Annotated in this window: 19 protein-coding genes; 11 read left to right on the forward strand and 8 right to left on the reverse strand. The window is 34.9% G+C overall.

What is annotated here, in order from left to right; genetic code table 11:
- Nucleotides 1-15: 15 nt before the first annotated feature.
- The 8 genes from CHRYMOREF3P_RS03705 to CHRYMOREF3P_RS03745 form a co-directional block, all read right to left on the reverse strand.
- Entirely contained in the window at nucleotides 16-543 is a 528-nt protein-coding gene (locus tag CHRYMOREF3P_RS03705) for a hypothetical protein (RefSeq protein ID WP_180563881.1), read from the reverse strand.
- 187 nt (nucleotides 544-730) lie between these two features.
- Nucleotides 731-1,270: a PH domain-containing protein gene (locus CHRYMOREF3P_RS03710; protein ID WP_180563882.1), complete on the reverse strand. Its 540-nt coding sequence runs from the start codon at nucleotides 1,268-1,270 to the stop codon at nucleotides 731-733.
- Nucleotides 1,271-1,335: 65 nt separating this feature from the next.
- Nucleotides 1,336-1,983: a GNAT family N-acetyltransferase gene (locus CHRYMOREF3P_RS03715; RefSeq protein ID WP_180563883.1), complete on the reverse strand. Its 648-nt coding sequence runs from the start codon at nucleotides 1,981-1,983 to the stop codon at nucleotides 1,336-1,338.
- 20 nt (nucleotides 1,984-2,003) lie between these two features.
- Entirely contained in the window at nucleotides 2,004-2,849 is an 846-nt protein-coding gene (locus CHRYMOREF3P_RS24065; protein ID WP_198424127.1) for a PH domain-containing protein, read from the reverse strand.
- 10 nt (nucleotides 2,850-2,859) lie between these two features.
- The gene (locus tag CHRYMOREF3P_RS03730; protein WP_180563884.1) at nucleotides 2,860-3,723 is read right to left on the reverse strand and encodes a PH domain-containing protein; all 864 of its coding nucleotides are present in this window, start codon (nucleotides 3,721-3,723) and stop codon (nucleotides 2,860-2,862) included.
- 222 nt (nucleotides 3,724-3,945) lie between these two features.
- On the reverse strand, nucleotides 3,946-5,298 hold the full coding sequence (hisS, locus tag CHRYMOREF3P_RS03735; protein ID WP_180563885.1) for a histidine--tRNA ligase: 1,353 nt from the start codon (nucleotides 5,296-5,298) through the stop codon (nucleotides 3,946-3,948).
- 123 nt (nucleotides 5,299-5,421) lie between these two features.
- Entirely contained in the window at nucleotides 5,422-5,877 is a 456-nt protein-coding gene (locus tag CHRYMOREF3P_RS03740; protein ID WP_228408807.1) for an HRDC domain-containing protein, read from the reverse strand.
- Nucleotides 5,878-5,891: 14 nt separating this feature from the next.
- A complete protein-coding gene (locus CHRYMOREF3P_RS03745) occupies nucleotides 5,892-6,224 on the reverse strand; it encodes a single-stranded DNA-binding protein (protein WP_077416859.1) in 333 nt (110 codons plus the stop codon).
- A gap of 511 nt (nucleotides 6,225-6,735) precedes the next feature.
- Here CHRYMOREF3P_RS03745 and CHRYMOREF3P_RS03750 point away from each other — a divergent pair.
- From CHRYMOREF3P_RS03750 to CHRYMOREF3P_RS03800, 11 genes are all read left to right on the forward strand, one after another.
- Nucleotides 6,736-7,641, forward strand: coding sequence for an arginase family protein (locus tag CHRYMOREF3P_RS03750; protein ID WP_180563886.1), 906 nt, complete (start codon nucleotides 6,736-6,738; stop codon nucleotides 7,639-7,641).
- Complete coding sequence (locus tag CHRYMOREF3P_RS03755; protein ID WP_047385329.1) at nucleotides 7,642-8,244, forward strand: HPP family protein; 603 nt, start codon at nucleotides 7,642-7,644, stop codon at nucleotides 8,242-8,244. It abuts the gene before it with no gap.
- Between the two features lie 4 nt (nucleotides 8,245-8,248).
- The gene (locus tag CHRYMOREF3P_RS03760; RefSeq protein WP_047374313.1) at nucleotides 8,249-8,593 is read left to right on the forward strand and encodes a hypothetical protein; all 345 of its coding nucleotides are present in this window, start codon (nucleotides 8,249-8,251) and stop codon (nucleotides 8,591-8,593) included.
- Between the two features lie 24 nt (nucleotides 8,594-8,617).
- The gene (locus tag CHRYMOREF3P_RS03765; RefSeq protein ID WP_180563887.1) at nucleotides 8,618-9,526 is read left to right on the forward strand and encodes a TIGR01777 family oxidoreductase; all 909 of its coding nucleotides are present in this window, start codon (nucleotides 8,618-8,620) and stop codon (nucleotides 9,524-9,526) included.
- Between the two features lie 4 nt (nucleotides 9,527-9,530).
- Nucleotides 9,531-10,121 (forward strand): Crp/Fnr family transcriptional regulator, encoded by a 591-nt coding sequence (locus CHRYMOREF3P_RS03770; protein ID WP_180563888.1) that lies wholly within the window; start codon nucleotides 9,531-9,533, stop codon nucleotides 10,119-10,121.
- Nucleotides 10,122-10,172: 51 nt separating this feature from the next.
- Nucleotides 10,173-10,532: a DUF4406 domain-containing protein gene (locus CHRYMOREF3P_RS03775; protein ID WP_077416851.1), complete on the forward strand. Its 360-nt coding sequence runs from the start codon at nucleotides 10,173-10,175 to the stop codon at nucleotides 10,530-10,532.
- Nucleotides 10,519-11,100 carry a GDP-mannose pyrophosphatase NudK gene (gene nudK, locus CHRYMOREF3P_RS03780; protein ID WP_077416849.1) on the forward strand — a complete coding sequence of 194 codons (582 nt, stop codon included), beginning with the start codon at nucleotides 10,519-10,521 and terminating at the stop codon, nucleotides 11,098-11,100. The genes CHRYMOREF3P_RS03775 and nudK overlap by 14 nt, the downstream gene beginning before the upstream one ends.
- 130 nt (nucleotides 11,101-11,230) lie before the next feature.
- Nucleotides 11,231-11,902: a DUF2306 domain-containing protein gene (locus CHRYMOREF3P_RS03785; RefSeq protein ID WP_180563889.1), complete on the forward strand. Its 672-nt coding sequence runs from the start codon at nucleotides 11,231-11,233 to the stop codon at nucleotides 11,900-11,902.
- Nucleotides 11,903-12,171: 269 nt separating this feature from the next.
- Entirely contained in the window at nucleotides 12,172-12,552 is a 381-nt protein-coding gene (locus tag CHRYMOREF3P_RS03790) for a VOC family protein (protein ID WP_180563890.1), read from the forward strand.
- A gap of 209 nt (nucleotides 12,553-12,761) precedes the next feature.
- Nucleotides 12,762-13,526: a hypothetical protein gene (locus CHRYMOREF3P_RS03795; RefSeq protein ID WP_077418048.1), complete on the forward strand. Its 765-nt coding sequence runs from the start codon at nucleotides 12,762-12,764 to the stop codon at nucleotides 13,524-13,526.
- Nucleotides 13,527-13,718: 192 nt separating this feature from the next.
- Nucleotides 13,719-14,615, forward strand: coding sequence for a retropepsin-like aspartic protease (locus CHRYMOREF3P_RS03800; RefSeq protein ID WP_180563891.1), 897 nt, complete (start codon nucleotides 13,719-13,721; stop codon nucleotides 14,613-14,615).
- Nucleotides 14,616-14,656 lie beyond the last annotated feature (41 nt).

A 14,656-nucleotide genomic window follows, 5' to 3' on the forward strand; every position in this document is an offset into this window, starting at 1 on the left:
AATTCTTTAAATCATTTATCTCATCCAGCCTTGAACAATATAGTTTTTTGTGATTAATTTTCTTTCGGGTTTATTTATAGCATCCGGTTTAAACCACACTTCAATTCTACTTCCATAAAACTGTCCCCAATCGCCTTCGTAAATTGTAAAGTTATCTTTTAATTCAAATCTTTTTAATTCATCAGTATTATTTTCTACTTCAATCTTGCTTTTCTCTTTTATACTTTTCTCGGAAAGTATATTATTTTTGGTAATTTCAAATATTTTCAGGTATACTTTTCCTTTTTCAATCTTATGTAAAAACAGATCATATTTATACATCCCCGGCTGGAAATAGTCGTAAAGAATAAAATCCTGTTGATGAATATTTACTCTGTCTTTTTCATCATTAAGCTTTAATGGCTTTTCAAATTTAATATTATCTGGAATTTTTAATTCCTCCGCAAAGAAATCATAAGGATAAAACATCAAGGCAAAAGAGAAGTATCCATAGGTTAGTACCGCCAGTATTACTGTTGAAAGGGTTTGCAAAATTCCTTTCAAATAATCTCTTTTGACAATCCTGATAATACCTAGAATAAAAGGAATCAGTAGAAAAATAAAAGGAAGAAAACAGCAAGTATAGAGTATGTATCTGTTAGATATAGAAAGACCCAAAAAACAGAGAAAAGCTATAAATGTGCAGACTATAACCGAATTATACCATTTTCTATTAAAAAATTCCCACATTTTATGACAGTTTCTCCATTAGTTTCTTCTTTTGATCCAAAAATTCTTCCTCGCTAAGCACTCCGATTTCTTTTAATCTTCCTAACTGTTCGAGTTGGTCTAGAACACTAGGTTCAGGTGTATTCTGAACAGATACTTCAGGCTGGGACATGAAATCTCTTACCCTTTCACAAAACAGTTCAGCATGGTACTTTCCTACTCCATCAATCTCTACAACATCATCCGTAACCTGAATATCTATAGAAGCCAGTAAAAATGCTGTTTCATATTGTATTGAGCTTATTTTGCTGTAAGAAAAGTCTTCTACTTTCAACCCGTACATGAATTCTTTATCGACAAAGATCAATCTTCTGTCTGTAGCTACTAAAATGATATGATGATTGTTTATTTTATTTCTGCCTTCAACGAGATAGACAATTTTTTCGTGTGCTGAAAGAATATCCGGCAGCTCATGAATTTCCTTTCGGGCAAATATAGTAGGACTGATATCCAGTCTTTTAAGTTCCTCTCTTATTTCGTCAAGTCTTGATTTTTCACTCATAGTAACAGTTTATGAGCCTAAATTACTATTTCTTGGGAAAAGAATAATTTAATTTGGCTAAAATATTATGTTTCAGATGGAATTACAATAGAACTGTGCAAGCAATACATCTTCCAGCCTAATGTTTCGTACAACAGCTTTCCTTCTTCTGTTGCCACTAAAAGATTATTTGTAAATCCTTTTGATAAAGCGATCTTCTCAAGTTCTTTCAATAAAAAAGAAGCAAGCCCTTTCCTTTGATGATTTTTTTCGGTAATAATCCTGTCATATACAGCCACACCATTGATAAGAGAGACACGGCCTATAGAAGCCTGTTCCCCATTCTCTGCTACAATCCTGACAACAAAAGTTGTGTTATACTCAGAAAATTCTAAGTAATACCCTTCTGCAAGACTGATTTCCGGGAAATTCATCGGGTGAGAACAGGTCATCATATATCCTTGTGACTGCAGTTTCCATCTTTCAGGAATCTTCCCTATAAATTCTTCAGGAGATGTAGATACTTTGAGATAAATCCAGGGCTCATCAATTGAATCTGCAAGTTGGTAAAAATCATCATTAAGTTGAGGAAATACAAAACGCTCTTTTTGTGTTTCATCTCCCACCATCACGTGGAATCCGGATTTATACTGAACAGGAAAAGAGACTTCTCTTGATAAACACCATCCTTTAAGCCAATTTTCTACGATTTCTGCCGATACTTTGTTCTTCATAATTCCGTATAAAAGTTTTATTATAATTGCTCCAGCAGCTTCTTTTTTTGCTCTGCAAATTCTGCATCGGTTAAGATTCCGTTTTCTCTCAGTTTTCCTAATTTCTCAAGCTGATTAAAAATTTCTTCTGATGGCTGTGAAACACTTTTGCCCGTGGTATCAATTTGTTTCAGAGGTTGTTCCTTAGGATTATTATACATGGCTTTTATGGTATCATAGAACGTCTCAGCATCTTCTTTATCCATATAGCATTCAAACTCAACTACTCTTTCGTCCAAATGCAGTTTAATTATCGGAGATCTCGGATCTGTTACAAAGCTTACCGACTTTATGGTTTCATTACGGTAATCATTAATCTTTGCTGCACCAAACATTCCTTTTGATACAGAAATCATTCTTTTTGGGGTTGCCACCAATACTCCTGCATCCAATGTATTGACAAACTGAGCATCTGTAATGGCAATTATTTGTTCCTCCTCGGAAATCAGATAAGGAAGTTCTTTGATCTCTCCTTTGGTGAACATGGAAAGATTGGCATTCAGCTTCTCCAGTTCAAATTTTATTTTGCGTTGTCTCCGTTTATAAACTTCTTTTGAAATTTGGCTTGAATCAGGCTCTACCATCACAGGGAGATTTTGAACTACCGCTGCCACTGGCAAAACCGTTTCTTTATTCTCTGTTTTCAACATGTCATTAATATCATCAATACTGAATTTATTAAGATTGTACAGCAATTCTTCATTGATATTGCTCGTCTGATTCAAACATTTATTGCATAAAACGTTGCCATCTGAAAGCTTATTAGCTCCCAAAAGCGTATCCATAGAGGTTAATTCTGTTTTACACAATGCACAATTATTACTCATTTCTTCTTTTTTATAATTTATCAAGTAACTTTTTCTTTTGTTCGGCAAATTCACCCTCTGTCAGCACTCCAATCTCTTTGAGTTTACCCAATTTTTCCAGCTGCTCAAAAATCGCTCCGGAATCTCCTTTATCAGTAGAATAAACATTTTCCTGAACCAGATCCGGAATTGTTTGGGAAAATGCCTGCAGTGGAACTGAATCCCTTCTCAATTCGTTTTCAGAATAGTTCGTACTTCGGTTTTTAACATTGGAAAATGCCCTTCCATCATTTTTATTGTGCAGTTTAAACTGTGCATCACCTCTATAGGTATTGATTTTCAGAATTGAATACAAAAGATTTTCAATATGATCAATGGAAGAAATATCCTGAAGGAGAAATTCATTCTTGACAACTCCACCCAGAAATTTTTTATCAATAAAAGCAACCCTTTTCTGTGTTGAAAATATAATTCCCTCCCTGTTGTTTTGAAGATCAATTCCTTCTGCAATAGCCAGCAATTTTTCATCTCTGTCCAGAATATTTGCCAATTCATTCACTTCTTCATTGGCAAGAACACTCAGTCTTGCATTAAGAGCAACAATCTGATCTTTTATTTCATCCAACCTTGTTGGTGCATCATATTCGTAATGGCTGTTTCCTGTATATTGAGGGTCTCCGGTATTTTGGTTTGCATCAATTTTACTTTTCAGAATCATTCCTGTAATTTCTGCAAAATAAAACTGATCAAGATTATGGATAAGGTCTCTGTTGATAGTAACGGCTTTAGTAAAGCATCCGGCACACAAATAACCACCATCAGCAAGTTTATTTTTACCTACAGACATATCTGTTGCCGTTAGCGGTGTTCCGCACAATGCGCAAATAGTGTTCATCTGGTTTTTATGTTTAAAAGTTTTTAATGAATTCAGAGCATTATTTTCACTCTGTTTATATACATCGATCCAAATTACAAATTCTGAGTCAATTTTAAAGATCAAAAATATTTAAATCTTAATATCAATCAAAAAAAACAGCCACAAAACTTTTTTGTGGCTGTTTTTTCTTTTTATATATCCCAAAGTCAGATGATAATCTATTGGGCAATTTTTGCAATATTATAATCCTAAGAACTCTTCAAGAGAAACGGTTTTCTTTTCACCAGCTTCAAGATCTTTATAAGTAACAGTATTATTTTTAATTTCTTCTTCACCAAGGAAAACCATATTTTTTATCCCTTTCTTTTCTGCGTAAGTAAACTGCTTATTGATTTTTGCATTTTCAGGATATAATTCTGCCGAAATTCCTTTTTCTCTTAGCTGCATAATCAGCTTTAGGGCTTCTATTGTTTCTTCTCCTCCAGAATTAGCAAACAAATATTCGATCTTGGATGATGCTTCTTCAGGGAAAAGGTTCAATTCTTCCATTACCAGATAAATCCTGTCTAATCCGAATGAAATTCCTATCCCCGGAATATTTTTAACTCCAAATACTTCTGTAAGGTTATCATATCTACCTCCACCACCGATGGATCCCATAGCAACCTCATCTGCTTTCACTTCAAAGATAGCACCGGTATAATAATCCAGTCCTCTTGCCAGGGTAATATTGAATACAAGATTTTGCATATCAACACCAAGGCTCAGAGACTGTGTAAGAACATATTCAAGTTCTTCTACTCCTTTCAGACCAATTTCATTTCCTGCAAATTTTTCTTTCAGTTGAAGAAGGTTTTCCAGCGCATCGTCAGACTGGCTGAACAGGAAATCCAGCTTGTCAATAGATTCCTGAGAAATTTCTCTTTCCAGTAATTCTTTTACAACTCCTTCTTTACCGATTTTATCCAGCTTATCTAATGCTACTGTAAAGTCAATCAGTTTATCAGTAATTCCTGCATATTCTGCCAATCCGGAAAGGATTTTTCTGTTGTTCATATGAATTGTAACAGGAACTTTCAGATCAGCAAATGATTTTAAATAGAGCTGAACCAGCTCTACTTCCTGCAATAAGCTTTCACTTCCTACCACATCTGCATCACACTGATAAAACTCACGGTATCTTCCTTTCTGAGGCCTGTCAGCTCTCCAAACCGGTTGGATCTGAGAACGTTTGAATGGAAATGTCAGTTTCCCGTGATTCATTGCCACAAATCTTGCAAAAGGTACAGTAAGGTCATAACGAAGAGCTTTTTCTGAAATCTGAGAAATAAGTTTCTGATGGTTTTTATTATCCCAGTCTTCCTGATTCACTTCAGAAGTATAATCTCCTGAATTTAAAATCTTAAAAATCAAACGGTCTCCTTCTTCTCCGTATTTCCCTGTCAAGGTAGAAAGATTTTCAAAACTTGGAGTTTCCAATGGCTGAAACCCGAATAATTCAAAATTATTCTGTAAAATATTGATGATATATTTTCTTCTGGAAACTTCCTGTGCCGTAAAATCTCTCGTCCCTTTTGCTAAACTTGGCTTCATTTTTTGTATGTCATTTTGATAAATGCAAAAGTACGGAATTGCATGGACTTTACACAGCATAAAAAGCTGAAGAAACAATCTTCCCCAGCTTTTTGCTGTTGTATTATCAATTATTCTGAAAAATCAGACGCTTTCAAGAATCTCAAGGATCTCTTCACCATAATTTTCAATTTTATGCTTTCCAAATCCTTTGATCTCCAGCAATTCTTCTTTCCTGGCAGGTTTATACTTGGCTACAGATATCAGCTCTTTATTGCTGGCGATGAAATATGTGGGAAGATTCTGTTCCCGGGCTTTTTCAGACCGCCAAAGCTTCAGTGCATCCAGTATCTTTTCTTCATCTGTATTCAGGAAATCATTCTCTGCAGAATATTTCACTGCTTTTGGTTCTTTAACTGTATTTTTTGTCAGTTTTAAATCTTCAAAATACAATATTACAGACCAATACCGCTCATCACTTACAAAAGCTGTTTCTACTTTCATAATCTCATTGGCTTCCAGGAAATCATCCAGCATTTTCTGATCTATATAGAGAAATTCTTCTGGAAGTCTTATTTTAAAAACTTTTACTTTCATCATTTGTGTTTTTAGAATTATTTTCCTCCTAATAATAGAATCTCGTCTACACGAATTTCTGTGACATAACGCTTCATCCCGTCTTTATCATCATAGGATCTGTAGGTAAGCTTTCCTTCTATGGCAATTTCTTTTCCCTTGGAAACATATTTTTCAAAAATTTCGGCCGTTTTCCCAAAAGCAATAAGATTGTGCCATTGCGTTTCTTCTACTTTTTCTCCTTTCGCATTCGTATAATGATCACTTGTTGCCAAGGATACGCTTGCTTTTATATTTCCGTTGTCGAAGTTTACCATTTCAACTTCTTTTCCTGTGTAACCAATTAATGTTACTTTGTTTCTTAGTGACATAACTTTTAGATTTTAAAGATTAATAATTCAGATAAGAGACGTTCACTGTTTTTCTCAAATCTCTGTTGCAAAGATTGCGATCTTATCAACCCTCAATCGGTTATAAACTATTTAAATCCGTTTGTAGTCGTTTGCAAATGGATAATGAAATAAATAGAATTCTGTAAAAAGCAGTATTTATCATGAGCAAAAGACAGTAAACATTACTTTTAAAGAAAAAATTATATGATAGAAAACTATATCCCAAAATATTTTTCTCTCTTTAAAAAACATTGAAAAATGCATGAGCAACGTTACAAATATCAACAATGAATTAAGCATAGAGATCATTAAAACAATACAGGAATATATTGGACTTCTAAAAGAGGAAATCGAAAGACTGAAAAAATAGAAAGCATAAAATAAACATATTGAAGTCAGAATAGAAAAATTCTATTCTGACTTTCTTTTTCTCATTCAAATCCTATCCATTTACAAACGGATATTTCCGTATCTTTGTTAAAATTCATCTATGAAAAGGAATATCAATATTTTTGAGTTTCCTCTCAATTTGGGACTTACAAAAAAGGAACATGAGACAGAACCCGGGGTTCGAAAACTTCCGGACTGGCTCAGGAAATTTGATTTTCATAGCAGAATTGCTCCTCAAAACGTTTTCAGGCTTGATGCTCCGGAATATTCCATGGACTTTGATGAGGAGTCAAATGTCAGAAATGCAGATCCCATTATTGAATATGCCAAAAAACAGTCTGATTATATTCTTAAGAATTACGAAGAGAATACATTCAATATTATCCTGGGCGGTGACTGCAGCATCCTGATTGGAAATGCTGTCGCTTTGAAAAAACTGGGAAACTTCGGGCTCTTTTATCTTGACGGCCATACCGATTTTATCCCTCCTGAACTTTCAGAAACCGGAGGTGCAGCAGGTATGGATCTCGCCATCATTACCGGAACCGGACATGAGAAACTGACCAATATTGATGGTTTAAAACCTTATTTATCTGAGGAAAATATTTTCTGCTGCGGAAATGCAGAAACAGATGATGATGAATATGTTAATCAAATCGTCAATTCCAATATTCATTACTATGATCTTTACCGTCTCAGAGAGAATGGTTTCAGGAAAACTGCTGAAGACTTTCTGAAAATGGTGAATGATAAAGATTTGGATGGCTTTTTCATTCATTTTGATGTGGATATTCTGAAAGATGAAATAATGCCGGCCGTAGACAGCAGAATGGAAGACGGAATTAGCTATGATGATCTCAGAGAAATGCTGAAGCCTTTATTTGAAAGTCCATTGTGTTTTGGGATAGAGATTACTATTTTAGATCCTGATTATGATGAAAACGGAACGTATACCCGCCCATTTGTAGAAAATTTAATTCAAATTATAAAAAATAAAGAAGACTAAATGAAGAAGACTATAAAAAGAACATTCAGAGTTTCCAAGTATGTAATCTATAAAGAAACGCTTGTTGATTACAAAGAACATTTCTGGTCATTTTTGGGTGCATTTTTCGGAATTGGAATCATTGCATTTATCCAGTCTCATTCGTTAACGGAAACTGAGAATATATTCCTGATCGGTTCTTTTGGGGCTTCAAGTGTTCTGATTTATGGAGCCATACAGAGCCCGCTGGCACAACCCAGAAATCTTGTAGGGGGACATGTACTGTCTGCATTGGTAGGGGTTACCGTCTATCAGTTTGTTCCGGATATTATCTGGCTTTCTGCTCCTTTGGCGGTAGCTTTTTCTATAGTATTGATGCAGTACACCAAAACCCTGCATCCGCCAGGTGGTGCTACTGCGCTCATTGCCGTAAGCTCTACCGGTAAAATTCCGGAATTGGGATATTGGTATGTAATTTCCCCTGTTCTTTCGGGATGTATCATTCTGCTGCTTGTAGCTTTGTTTTTTAATAATATTACTCCTAACAGAAGTTATCCTACCCACAGCAGGTTCATGAGGCTGTTAAGAAAAAGACATGCACATCCCCACAAAATAAAAAAATAAAAAGATGAATTGTCTGGAATGTGGCGAAAAAATCATCGGAAGGTCTGATAAAAAGTTTTGCAACGATGCCTGCCGAAACGCCTATAACAATAAGCAAAATAAGGATTCTAACAACCTGATGCGGAATGTGAACAACAAACTCCGCAAAAACTACCGAATACTGATGGAAATTAATACTGATGGTAAAACAAAAGTAGCCAGGTCCAGACTGGATGGCTTAGGTTTTGATTTTGATTATTTCACCAATCTGAAGGTTTATAAAAACGGTTCTGAATACAAGTTTATTTATGATTACGGCTATAAACTTCTGGAAGATGATTTTGTACTGATTGTAAAGAATCAGGCATAACCCACACACCTTAAATAAAATAGTATGAAAGAAGTTGTTCTGATCACCGGAGCCAGTGGTATGATCGCCAAAGAACTGGCCAAAAAGATAGGCAAAGAATATGAAATCAGATTTCTGACCCGAAAAAAAGAACATGATCATGAATATGAATGGGATATCAGAAAAGGAAATATAGATGAGACAGCTTTGGAAAATGTTTCTCACATTATTCATCTTGCTGGTGCCAACATTTCAGAAAAGCGCTGGACACCTGAAAGAAAAAGAGAATTGATCTCGAGCCGTGTTGATTCAGCGGAATTACTTCGAACTGCTTTAAGAAAAAATAAACTCAAGCTTAAGTCTTTTATTTCAGCTTCAGGAATTAATTTTTATGGTACTGAAACTTCGGAAAAGATTTACACTGAAAGTGATCCTCCCGGCAATGATTTTTTAAGTGAAGTTGTGGTTTTATGGGAAAGGGCTGCAGATGATTTCAAAGAACAGGATCTGGCAGAAAGAGTGGTTAAAATACGAACGGCTGTTGTACTTTCCGAAAAAGACGGGGCCTTAAAGAAAATGATACCTCCTATTCAATATTATATAGGATCGCCTTTAGGAAGTGGCCAGCAATATATGCCATGGATTCATGTTGAAGATATTTGTTCTATTTATGAGCTAGCTTTAAAAAGCTCAGCAATGAATGGAGCTTATAATGCTGTTTCTCCCCAACATGCCACTAATAAAGATATTACAAAAAAGATTGCCAAAATACTTAAAAAACCTTTATTCATGCCCAATGTTCCAGGATTTGTATTAAAACTAATCTTCGGAGAACTAGCTACGGCTATACTGGAAGGTTCCAGAGCTTCTTCACAGAAAATCCAGAATGCCGAATTTCATTTTAAGTTTCCGGACCTGAATGAGGCTTTAGAAAATCTATTAAAGAAGCAATAACAGAATGGGGAAAGAAATTTTAATTCTAAAAAACATTTCCAGGCATATTTCGCTCACCAATCAGGAGCAGTCTTATTTTCTGTCTCTGTTAAAAGAAAAAAAGGTAACCAAGAAAGAATTGATTTTGCAACAGCAGCAAGTCTGTAAAGAGATCAATTTTGTTCAGACAGGAATTTTGAGAGCTTTTCATATAGATACTACAGGAAAAGAATCTACAATCATGTTTGCTGTTCCAGACTGGTGGATCACGGATATGTATTGTTTTATCAATAAGAAACCTGCGATGCTGAATATTGAAGCATTAGAAGAAAGCTGTATTTTGCAGCTTCAAAAAGATCATCTGGATGAACTTTATCACCAGATACCGAAATTTGAACGCTTTTTCCGGATCATGATGCAAAACGCCTACATCAGAGAACAGCTCCGGACGATTGAAAATTTTTCTTTACCGGCAGAAGAACGCTATTATAATTTTCTTCAGAAATATCCTGAAGCGGTAAAGCGTATCAAACAAAAGCAAATTGCTTCTTATTTAGGGATCACTCCCGAATTTTTAAGCCTTATAAAATCCAAACAAAAAAACAATTTCTCTTAAGCTATATTATTTTTTTTATTCTGAAAGTTCTGTTACTTTACCCAAAAAATTATGTTTATACTTATTGCAGGTCCTTACCGCAGCGGAACGAACGATGATCCACAGCTTATCCAGCAGAATCTTCACAATCTTGAAGCTGTGGCACTTCCTATTTTCAGAAAGGGACACATTCCTATTATCGGAGAATGGGTTGCGCTGCCATTGATCCATCTTGCCGGTTCTACCCAAATAGGTGATGAAGCCTGGCATGAAATACAGTATCCGGTAGCTCATGCCCTTCTTGAAAAATGTGATGCAGTGCTTCGTATAGAAGGAGCTTCAAAAGGAGCTGATGAAGATGTAAGAATAGCCAAAGAAAGAGGTCTGACCATTTATTATAACATAGAAGATATTCCTTATGCAAAATCCTGATATAACCATCCTTCACACAGAAGTCCTTTCAGACAACTGGTATACTTTAAACAAAGTCACCTATTCTGTTTTAAAAAAGGACAGAACTACAGAAACTCAGAGCAGAGAGGCTTACGACCGTGGAAACGGAGCGGTTATTCTTCTTTACAACAAACTTTCAGACACGGTTATTCTAACCAGACAATTTCGGCTGCCGACTTATATCAATGGCAATGAAACAGGAATGCTTATTGAAGCCTGTGCAGGGCTTTTGGATAATGACAACCCGGAAGATTGTATAAAACGGGAAACAGAAGAAGAAACGGGGTATAAAATTTCCAAAGTTGAAAAGGTATTTGAAGCTTATATGTCTCCCGGATCTGTTACGGAAATCCTTCATTTTTTTATTGCAGAATATTCAAATGAAATGAAAATAACGGACGGTGGCGGACTGGAAGAGGAAGGTGAAAATATAGAGGTTCTGGAATTACCTTTTGAGGAAAGTCTTACTATGATTGATACCGGGGAAGTTAAAGATGCCAAAACGATTATGCTTTTGCAGCACCTACGGATGAAAGGGATCATGTAGAATGAGAACATCATTGATAGTTGATTGATGATAAATGATGAGTAAAATGTATATTTAACAGATCAGAGAAGTTTTGGAAGATTAAATTCCAATCTACGAGATTTTCTACAATAATCCATGAATAATGAAGATGTTGGGAATAAAAATCATTAAAGTAATAGCTGTATTTTCAGTTTTGATCTTCAGTATTCTAATGCTGAAAACGATTTCCCAATATACATCATTTGATAAAAATATCGGATTTCTGGCCTTTAAGCAGCAGGTAGTTGGCAATCCGTACTGGATGACTTTTTTCTACATTCATATTTTTTCTATAACGCTTTGTCTTCTGGCTGGCCTTACGCAATTTTCTAATCGGTTTTTAGCGGAAAACAGAGACCTTCATAAGATCATTGGGAAAATATATATTTACAATATTTTGATCATCAATGTTCCGGCATGCTTTGTACTGGGATTGTTTTCAAATGGAGGTCTTATCGGAATTACAGGATTTCTGATTCAGGATGTTCTTTGGGCCTATTTCACTGTTGCTGCTGTACTTTCTATTAAAAAAGGAAATATTATCAGGCATAGCAATTATATGATGTTAAGCTATGCAGTAACCACAACAGCAATTACTTTCAGAATCATTAAAAATTTTTTGTATAATGAAACCCAGCATGATTACCAGCTTTTTTACGGACTGAATGTATGGGCTGCCCTTTTGATCAACCTTTGTATTGCTTATGTAATGATCAGAAAAAATACAGGATTACCTGGAAAAATCAACGGTAGAAAAAAAAATACAAAGACTGAGAAATGATACCAGAAAAAATGATCCGATAAATATTAATGTATTAAAAATCAATTCATACTTACTATTCTTAGTCCATTTACTGAAAAAACGCATTATCAGATAAGCGATTCCTCCAAAAAGAGCGATAATAAAAAGAAGAAAAAAATAATATATCATGGTTTTGTGTTAATTCATGTAAATCTATTATTTTAAATCTAAAAAAACAATCAATAACGGAAGAACAGATCTATAAATATCTTTATTTTTGATCAGAATTGATGCTTAAAAAATAATTTATGGAAATTAAAAACCTTGACCATCTTGTTTTAACTGTGGCAGACATTGATAAAACGATTGCATTCTATACATATGTCATGGGATTTGAGGCAGTCGTTTTTGGAGAAAACAGAAAGGCACTCATCTTTGGAAATCAAAAGATAAATCTGCATCAGAAAGGACATGAATTTGAACCTAAAGCACAGACTCCAACCTGTGGTTCTGCTGATCTTTGCTTTATTGCACAGACAGATATTCATGGGGTGATGGAAGAACTAAAGCTGAAAAATATAAAAATCATTGAAGGCATTGTAGACAGAACCGGAGCTACTGGTAAAATAAAATCGGTTTATTTCCGTGATCCGGATCAAAATCTTATTGAAGTGAGCAATTATCATTAACAAATGTTCCTCTACATCAGCCTTTTACTATTCATTTTTAAAGATTTGATGGACTACAATTTTTAAAATAAAAAAATAGCAGTACAAAATCCATATAAAATTCGCAAAATCAATTGAGAAAATCTATTTATTCCTTTATATTTTGGATTTAAAGCCTTAATTTTGCAGTGAAATTCAGAAAATTCGGATTCTTTCAACAGGTTATGTACATGAAAAAAATGATGATCGGGCTTGCTTTGGCCTTATCCATTACTATTTGGGGGCAAAAAACTCCTGCAAAAGCAAACAATCTGACACCCTACAGTTATCAGACTTTTAATTGTGATAATAAAGGGTATTTTGATTCGGCTAAATATAAAAAAGAAGAAATAGACGGAGTCAATAAGCTTTTGTACCAATTCAATGGAGTTGTATTTGATACCCGACCTGTTTTTAAACTTTCCCAGCTTGAAGAAATCCGCCAAAACAGAGAAGCTTACTTACAGGACCTTGAAAAGCAGTATGAGGAAAAGAAAAAGGAATTATACAGCATTAAAGTTATTGATCTTCCAAGATGGAAAAAATTGATGGAAGAGACCATTGATTCTTTTGAAAATGAATATCAGTTGAATAAAGAAGAAATCCTTGCTTATTCTGATCCTTCCACCCTTAGAAACAGTAAATATTACAATACCTGCAGAGAACAGATTGATGCAATATCCTCTCCGGATAGAGAAAAGATGTTTGTCGCATGGAAAAACTACACAGAGCTTAAGAGTAAGAATAATGCTGATCCGAAAGGGGTAATGGCGAGATTTGATGCCAAAATGAATGATCCGCAGAAAGAAGATTATGCGTTGATAGACCTTATTGGTCTTGGATTTCACAACTGTGCCAACAGCAGTTTCAGACAGAAACGTGAAGATGAGGTAACCTCTTACAAGGATTTTGATAAGATCTTTACAAAGCTGAAAAGAACTTGTGATGAACCATAATATTGATTCAAAAATTGAAAGATTTAATTATTAAAAAATATAATGGCAGTACTCAGATTGGGTACTGTTTTTTATTTGCTGATCTTTTTATTGAGAACGGTTAAGAAACGGTTAAAAGAGGGTTAACAGCTTGTTATTTCTTTGTGGAAGCGACGATTACAATTATTTTCGTCTGCGTAAAAAACTAATTCCATGAAACTCATTGTTATTTTTCTGACCTTGTTATTTTCTATAGCAATATCAGCTCAAAAACCACCCACTATCCTTCCTTTTTCTCTGGAAAACAATTCCGTTTATATCTATTGTAAAGTCAATAAGACTGACAGTATAAAGTTCCTGTTTGATACAGGTGCCGATGGTTCTGTCATCAGTATCACTGCAAAGAAAAAAGTATCACTTACTATTGATGGACAGTCTGAAAACAAAGGCTCAAACGGAGTAAATACCGTCGATTACAGCAGTCACAATACGGTGCAGTTTGGAAGCATTCAGAAAAATGATGTACAGTTTACTCTTATTCCCTATGGTTCTGCCAATTTTGACGGGGTTTTCGGAACAGACCTGATGAAAGGAAAAATCATTGAAATTGATTATCATAAAAATGAAATACGGTTTTATGAAGAAAATGATCTGTCCATTGATTTGACGGGATATGAAAAGATGAAACTGCATATGGTCGACAACTACCCTGCTGTAGAAAGCAGTATTGTCATAAATGATAAAGAATATTCAGTACTTTTTGGACTCGACAGCGGAGCTGATGATGCACTTACTATTGCCTCTCCTTTTGCGAAAAACAATGCTTTGTCCAAAACTATGAAAACCATAGGAAAAGCTACAGCAAGAGGTTCTGATGGTTCTGTGTATGAAATGCCTGTTGTTCTCTGTCCGGCTGTGAAATTCGCTCACAAATATCTTTATAACCTCCCGATAACCCTTTCCGGCTCCACAGAAGGAATTGATGCTACGGAAAAAATGGCAGGATTTTTTGGTAATCAGTTTTTAAAAAGATTCAACACCATCATTGATTTTAAGAACGGATTTATTTATTTTAAACTTAATAAAAATCTGTATTCAGGGTTTAATTAACTGTAAGGGTTGACTATACAAATTCTACAGGTCTGTACACA

It is taken from the genome of Chryseobacterium sp. JV274 (assembly GCF_903969135.1).
Classification (GTDB): Bacteria; Bacteroidota; Bacteroidia; order Flavobacteriales; family Weeksellaceae; genus Chryseobacterium.

Bases quoted from the DNA above. Each gene is read 5' to 3' on its own strand.
- CHRYMOREF3P_RS03750 (WP_180563886.1), top strand. From the start codon at position 6,736: ATGAAAAGGAATATCAATATTTTTGAGTTTCCTCTCAATTTGGGACTT.
- hisS (WP_180563885.1), bottom strand. From the start codon at position 5,298: ATGAAGCCAAGTTTAGCAAAAGGGACGAGAGATTTTACGGCACAGGAA.
- CHRYMOREF3P_RS03730 (WP_180563884.1), bottom strand. From the start codon at position 3,723: ATGAACACTATTTGCGCATTGTGCGGAACACCGCTAACGGCAACAGAT.
- CHRYMOREF3P_RS03765 (WP_180563887.1), top strand. From the start codon at position 8,618: ATGAAAGAAGTTGTTCTGATCACCGGAGCCAGTGGTATGATCGCCAAA.
- CHRYMOREF3P_RS03740 (WP_228408807.1), bottom strand. From the start codon at position 5,877: ATGATGAAAGTAAAAGTTTTTAAAATAAGACTTCCAGAAGAATTTCTC.
- CHRYMOREF3P_RS03715 (WP_180563883.1), bottom strand. From the start codon at position 1,983: ATGAAGAACAAAGTATCGGCAGAAATCGTAGAAAATTGGCTTAAAGGA.
- CHRYMOREF3P_RS03760 (WP_047374313.1), top strand. From the start codon at position 8,249: ATGAATTGTCTGGAATGTGGCGAAAAAATCATCGGAAGGTCTGATAAA.
- CHRYMOREF3P_RS03795 (WP_077418048.1), top strand. From the start codon at position 12,762: ATGAAAAAAATGATGATCGGGCTTGCTTTGGCCTTATCCATTACTATT.
- CHRYMOREF3P_RS24065 (WP_198424127.1), bottom strand. From the start codon at position 2,849: ATGAGTAATAATTGTGCATTGTGTAAAACAGAATTAACCTCTATGGAT.
- CHRYMOREF3P_RS03785 (WP_180563889.1), top strand. From the start codon at position 11,231: ATGTTGGGAATAAAAATCATTAAAGTAATAGCTGTATTTTCAGTTTTG.
- CHRYMOREF3P_RS03755 (WP_047385329.1), top strand. From the start codon at position 7,642: ATGAAGAAGACTATAAAAAGAACATTCAGAGTTTCCAAGTATGTAATC.
- CHRYMOREF3P_RS03800 (WP_180563891.1), top strand. From the start codon at position 13,719: ATGAAACTCATTGTTATTTTTCTGACCTTGTTATTTTCTATAGCAATA.
- CHRYMOREF3P_RS03770 (WP_180563888.1), top strand. From the start codon at position 9,531: ATGGGGAAAGAAATTTTAATTCTAAAAAACATTTCCAGGCATATTTCG.
- nudK (WP_077416849.1), top strand. From the start codon at position 10,519: ATGCAAAATCCTGATATAACCATCCTTCACACAGAAGTCCTTTCAGAC.
- CHRYMOREF3P_RS03790 (WP_180563890.1), top strand. From the start codon at position 12,172: ATGGAAATTAAAAACCTTGACCATCTTGTTTTAACTGTGGCAGACATT.
- CHRYMOREF3P_RS03775 (WP_077416851.1), top strand. From the start codon at position 10,173: ATGTTTATACTTATTGCAGGTCCTTACCGCAGCGGAACGAACGATGAT.
- CHRYMOREF3P_RS03710 (WP_180563882.1), bottom strand. From the start codon at position 1,270: ATGAGTGAAAAATCAAGACTTGACGAAATAAGAGAGGAACTTAAAAGA.
- CHRYMOREF3P_RS03745 (WP_077416859.1), bottom strand. From the start codon at position 6,224: ATGTCACTAAGAAACAAAGTAACATTAATTGGTTACACAGGAAAAGAA.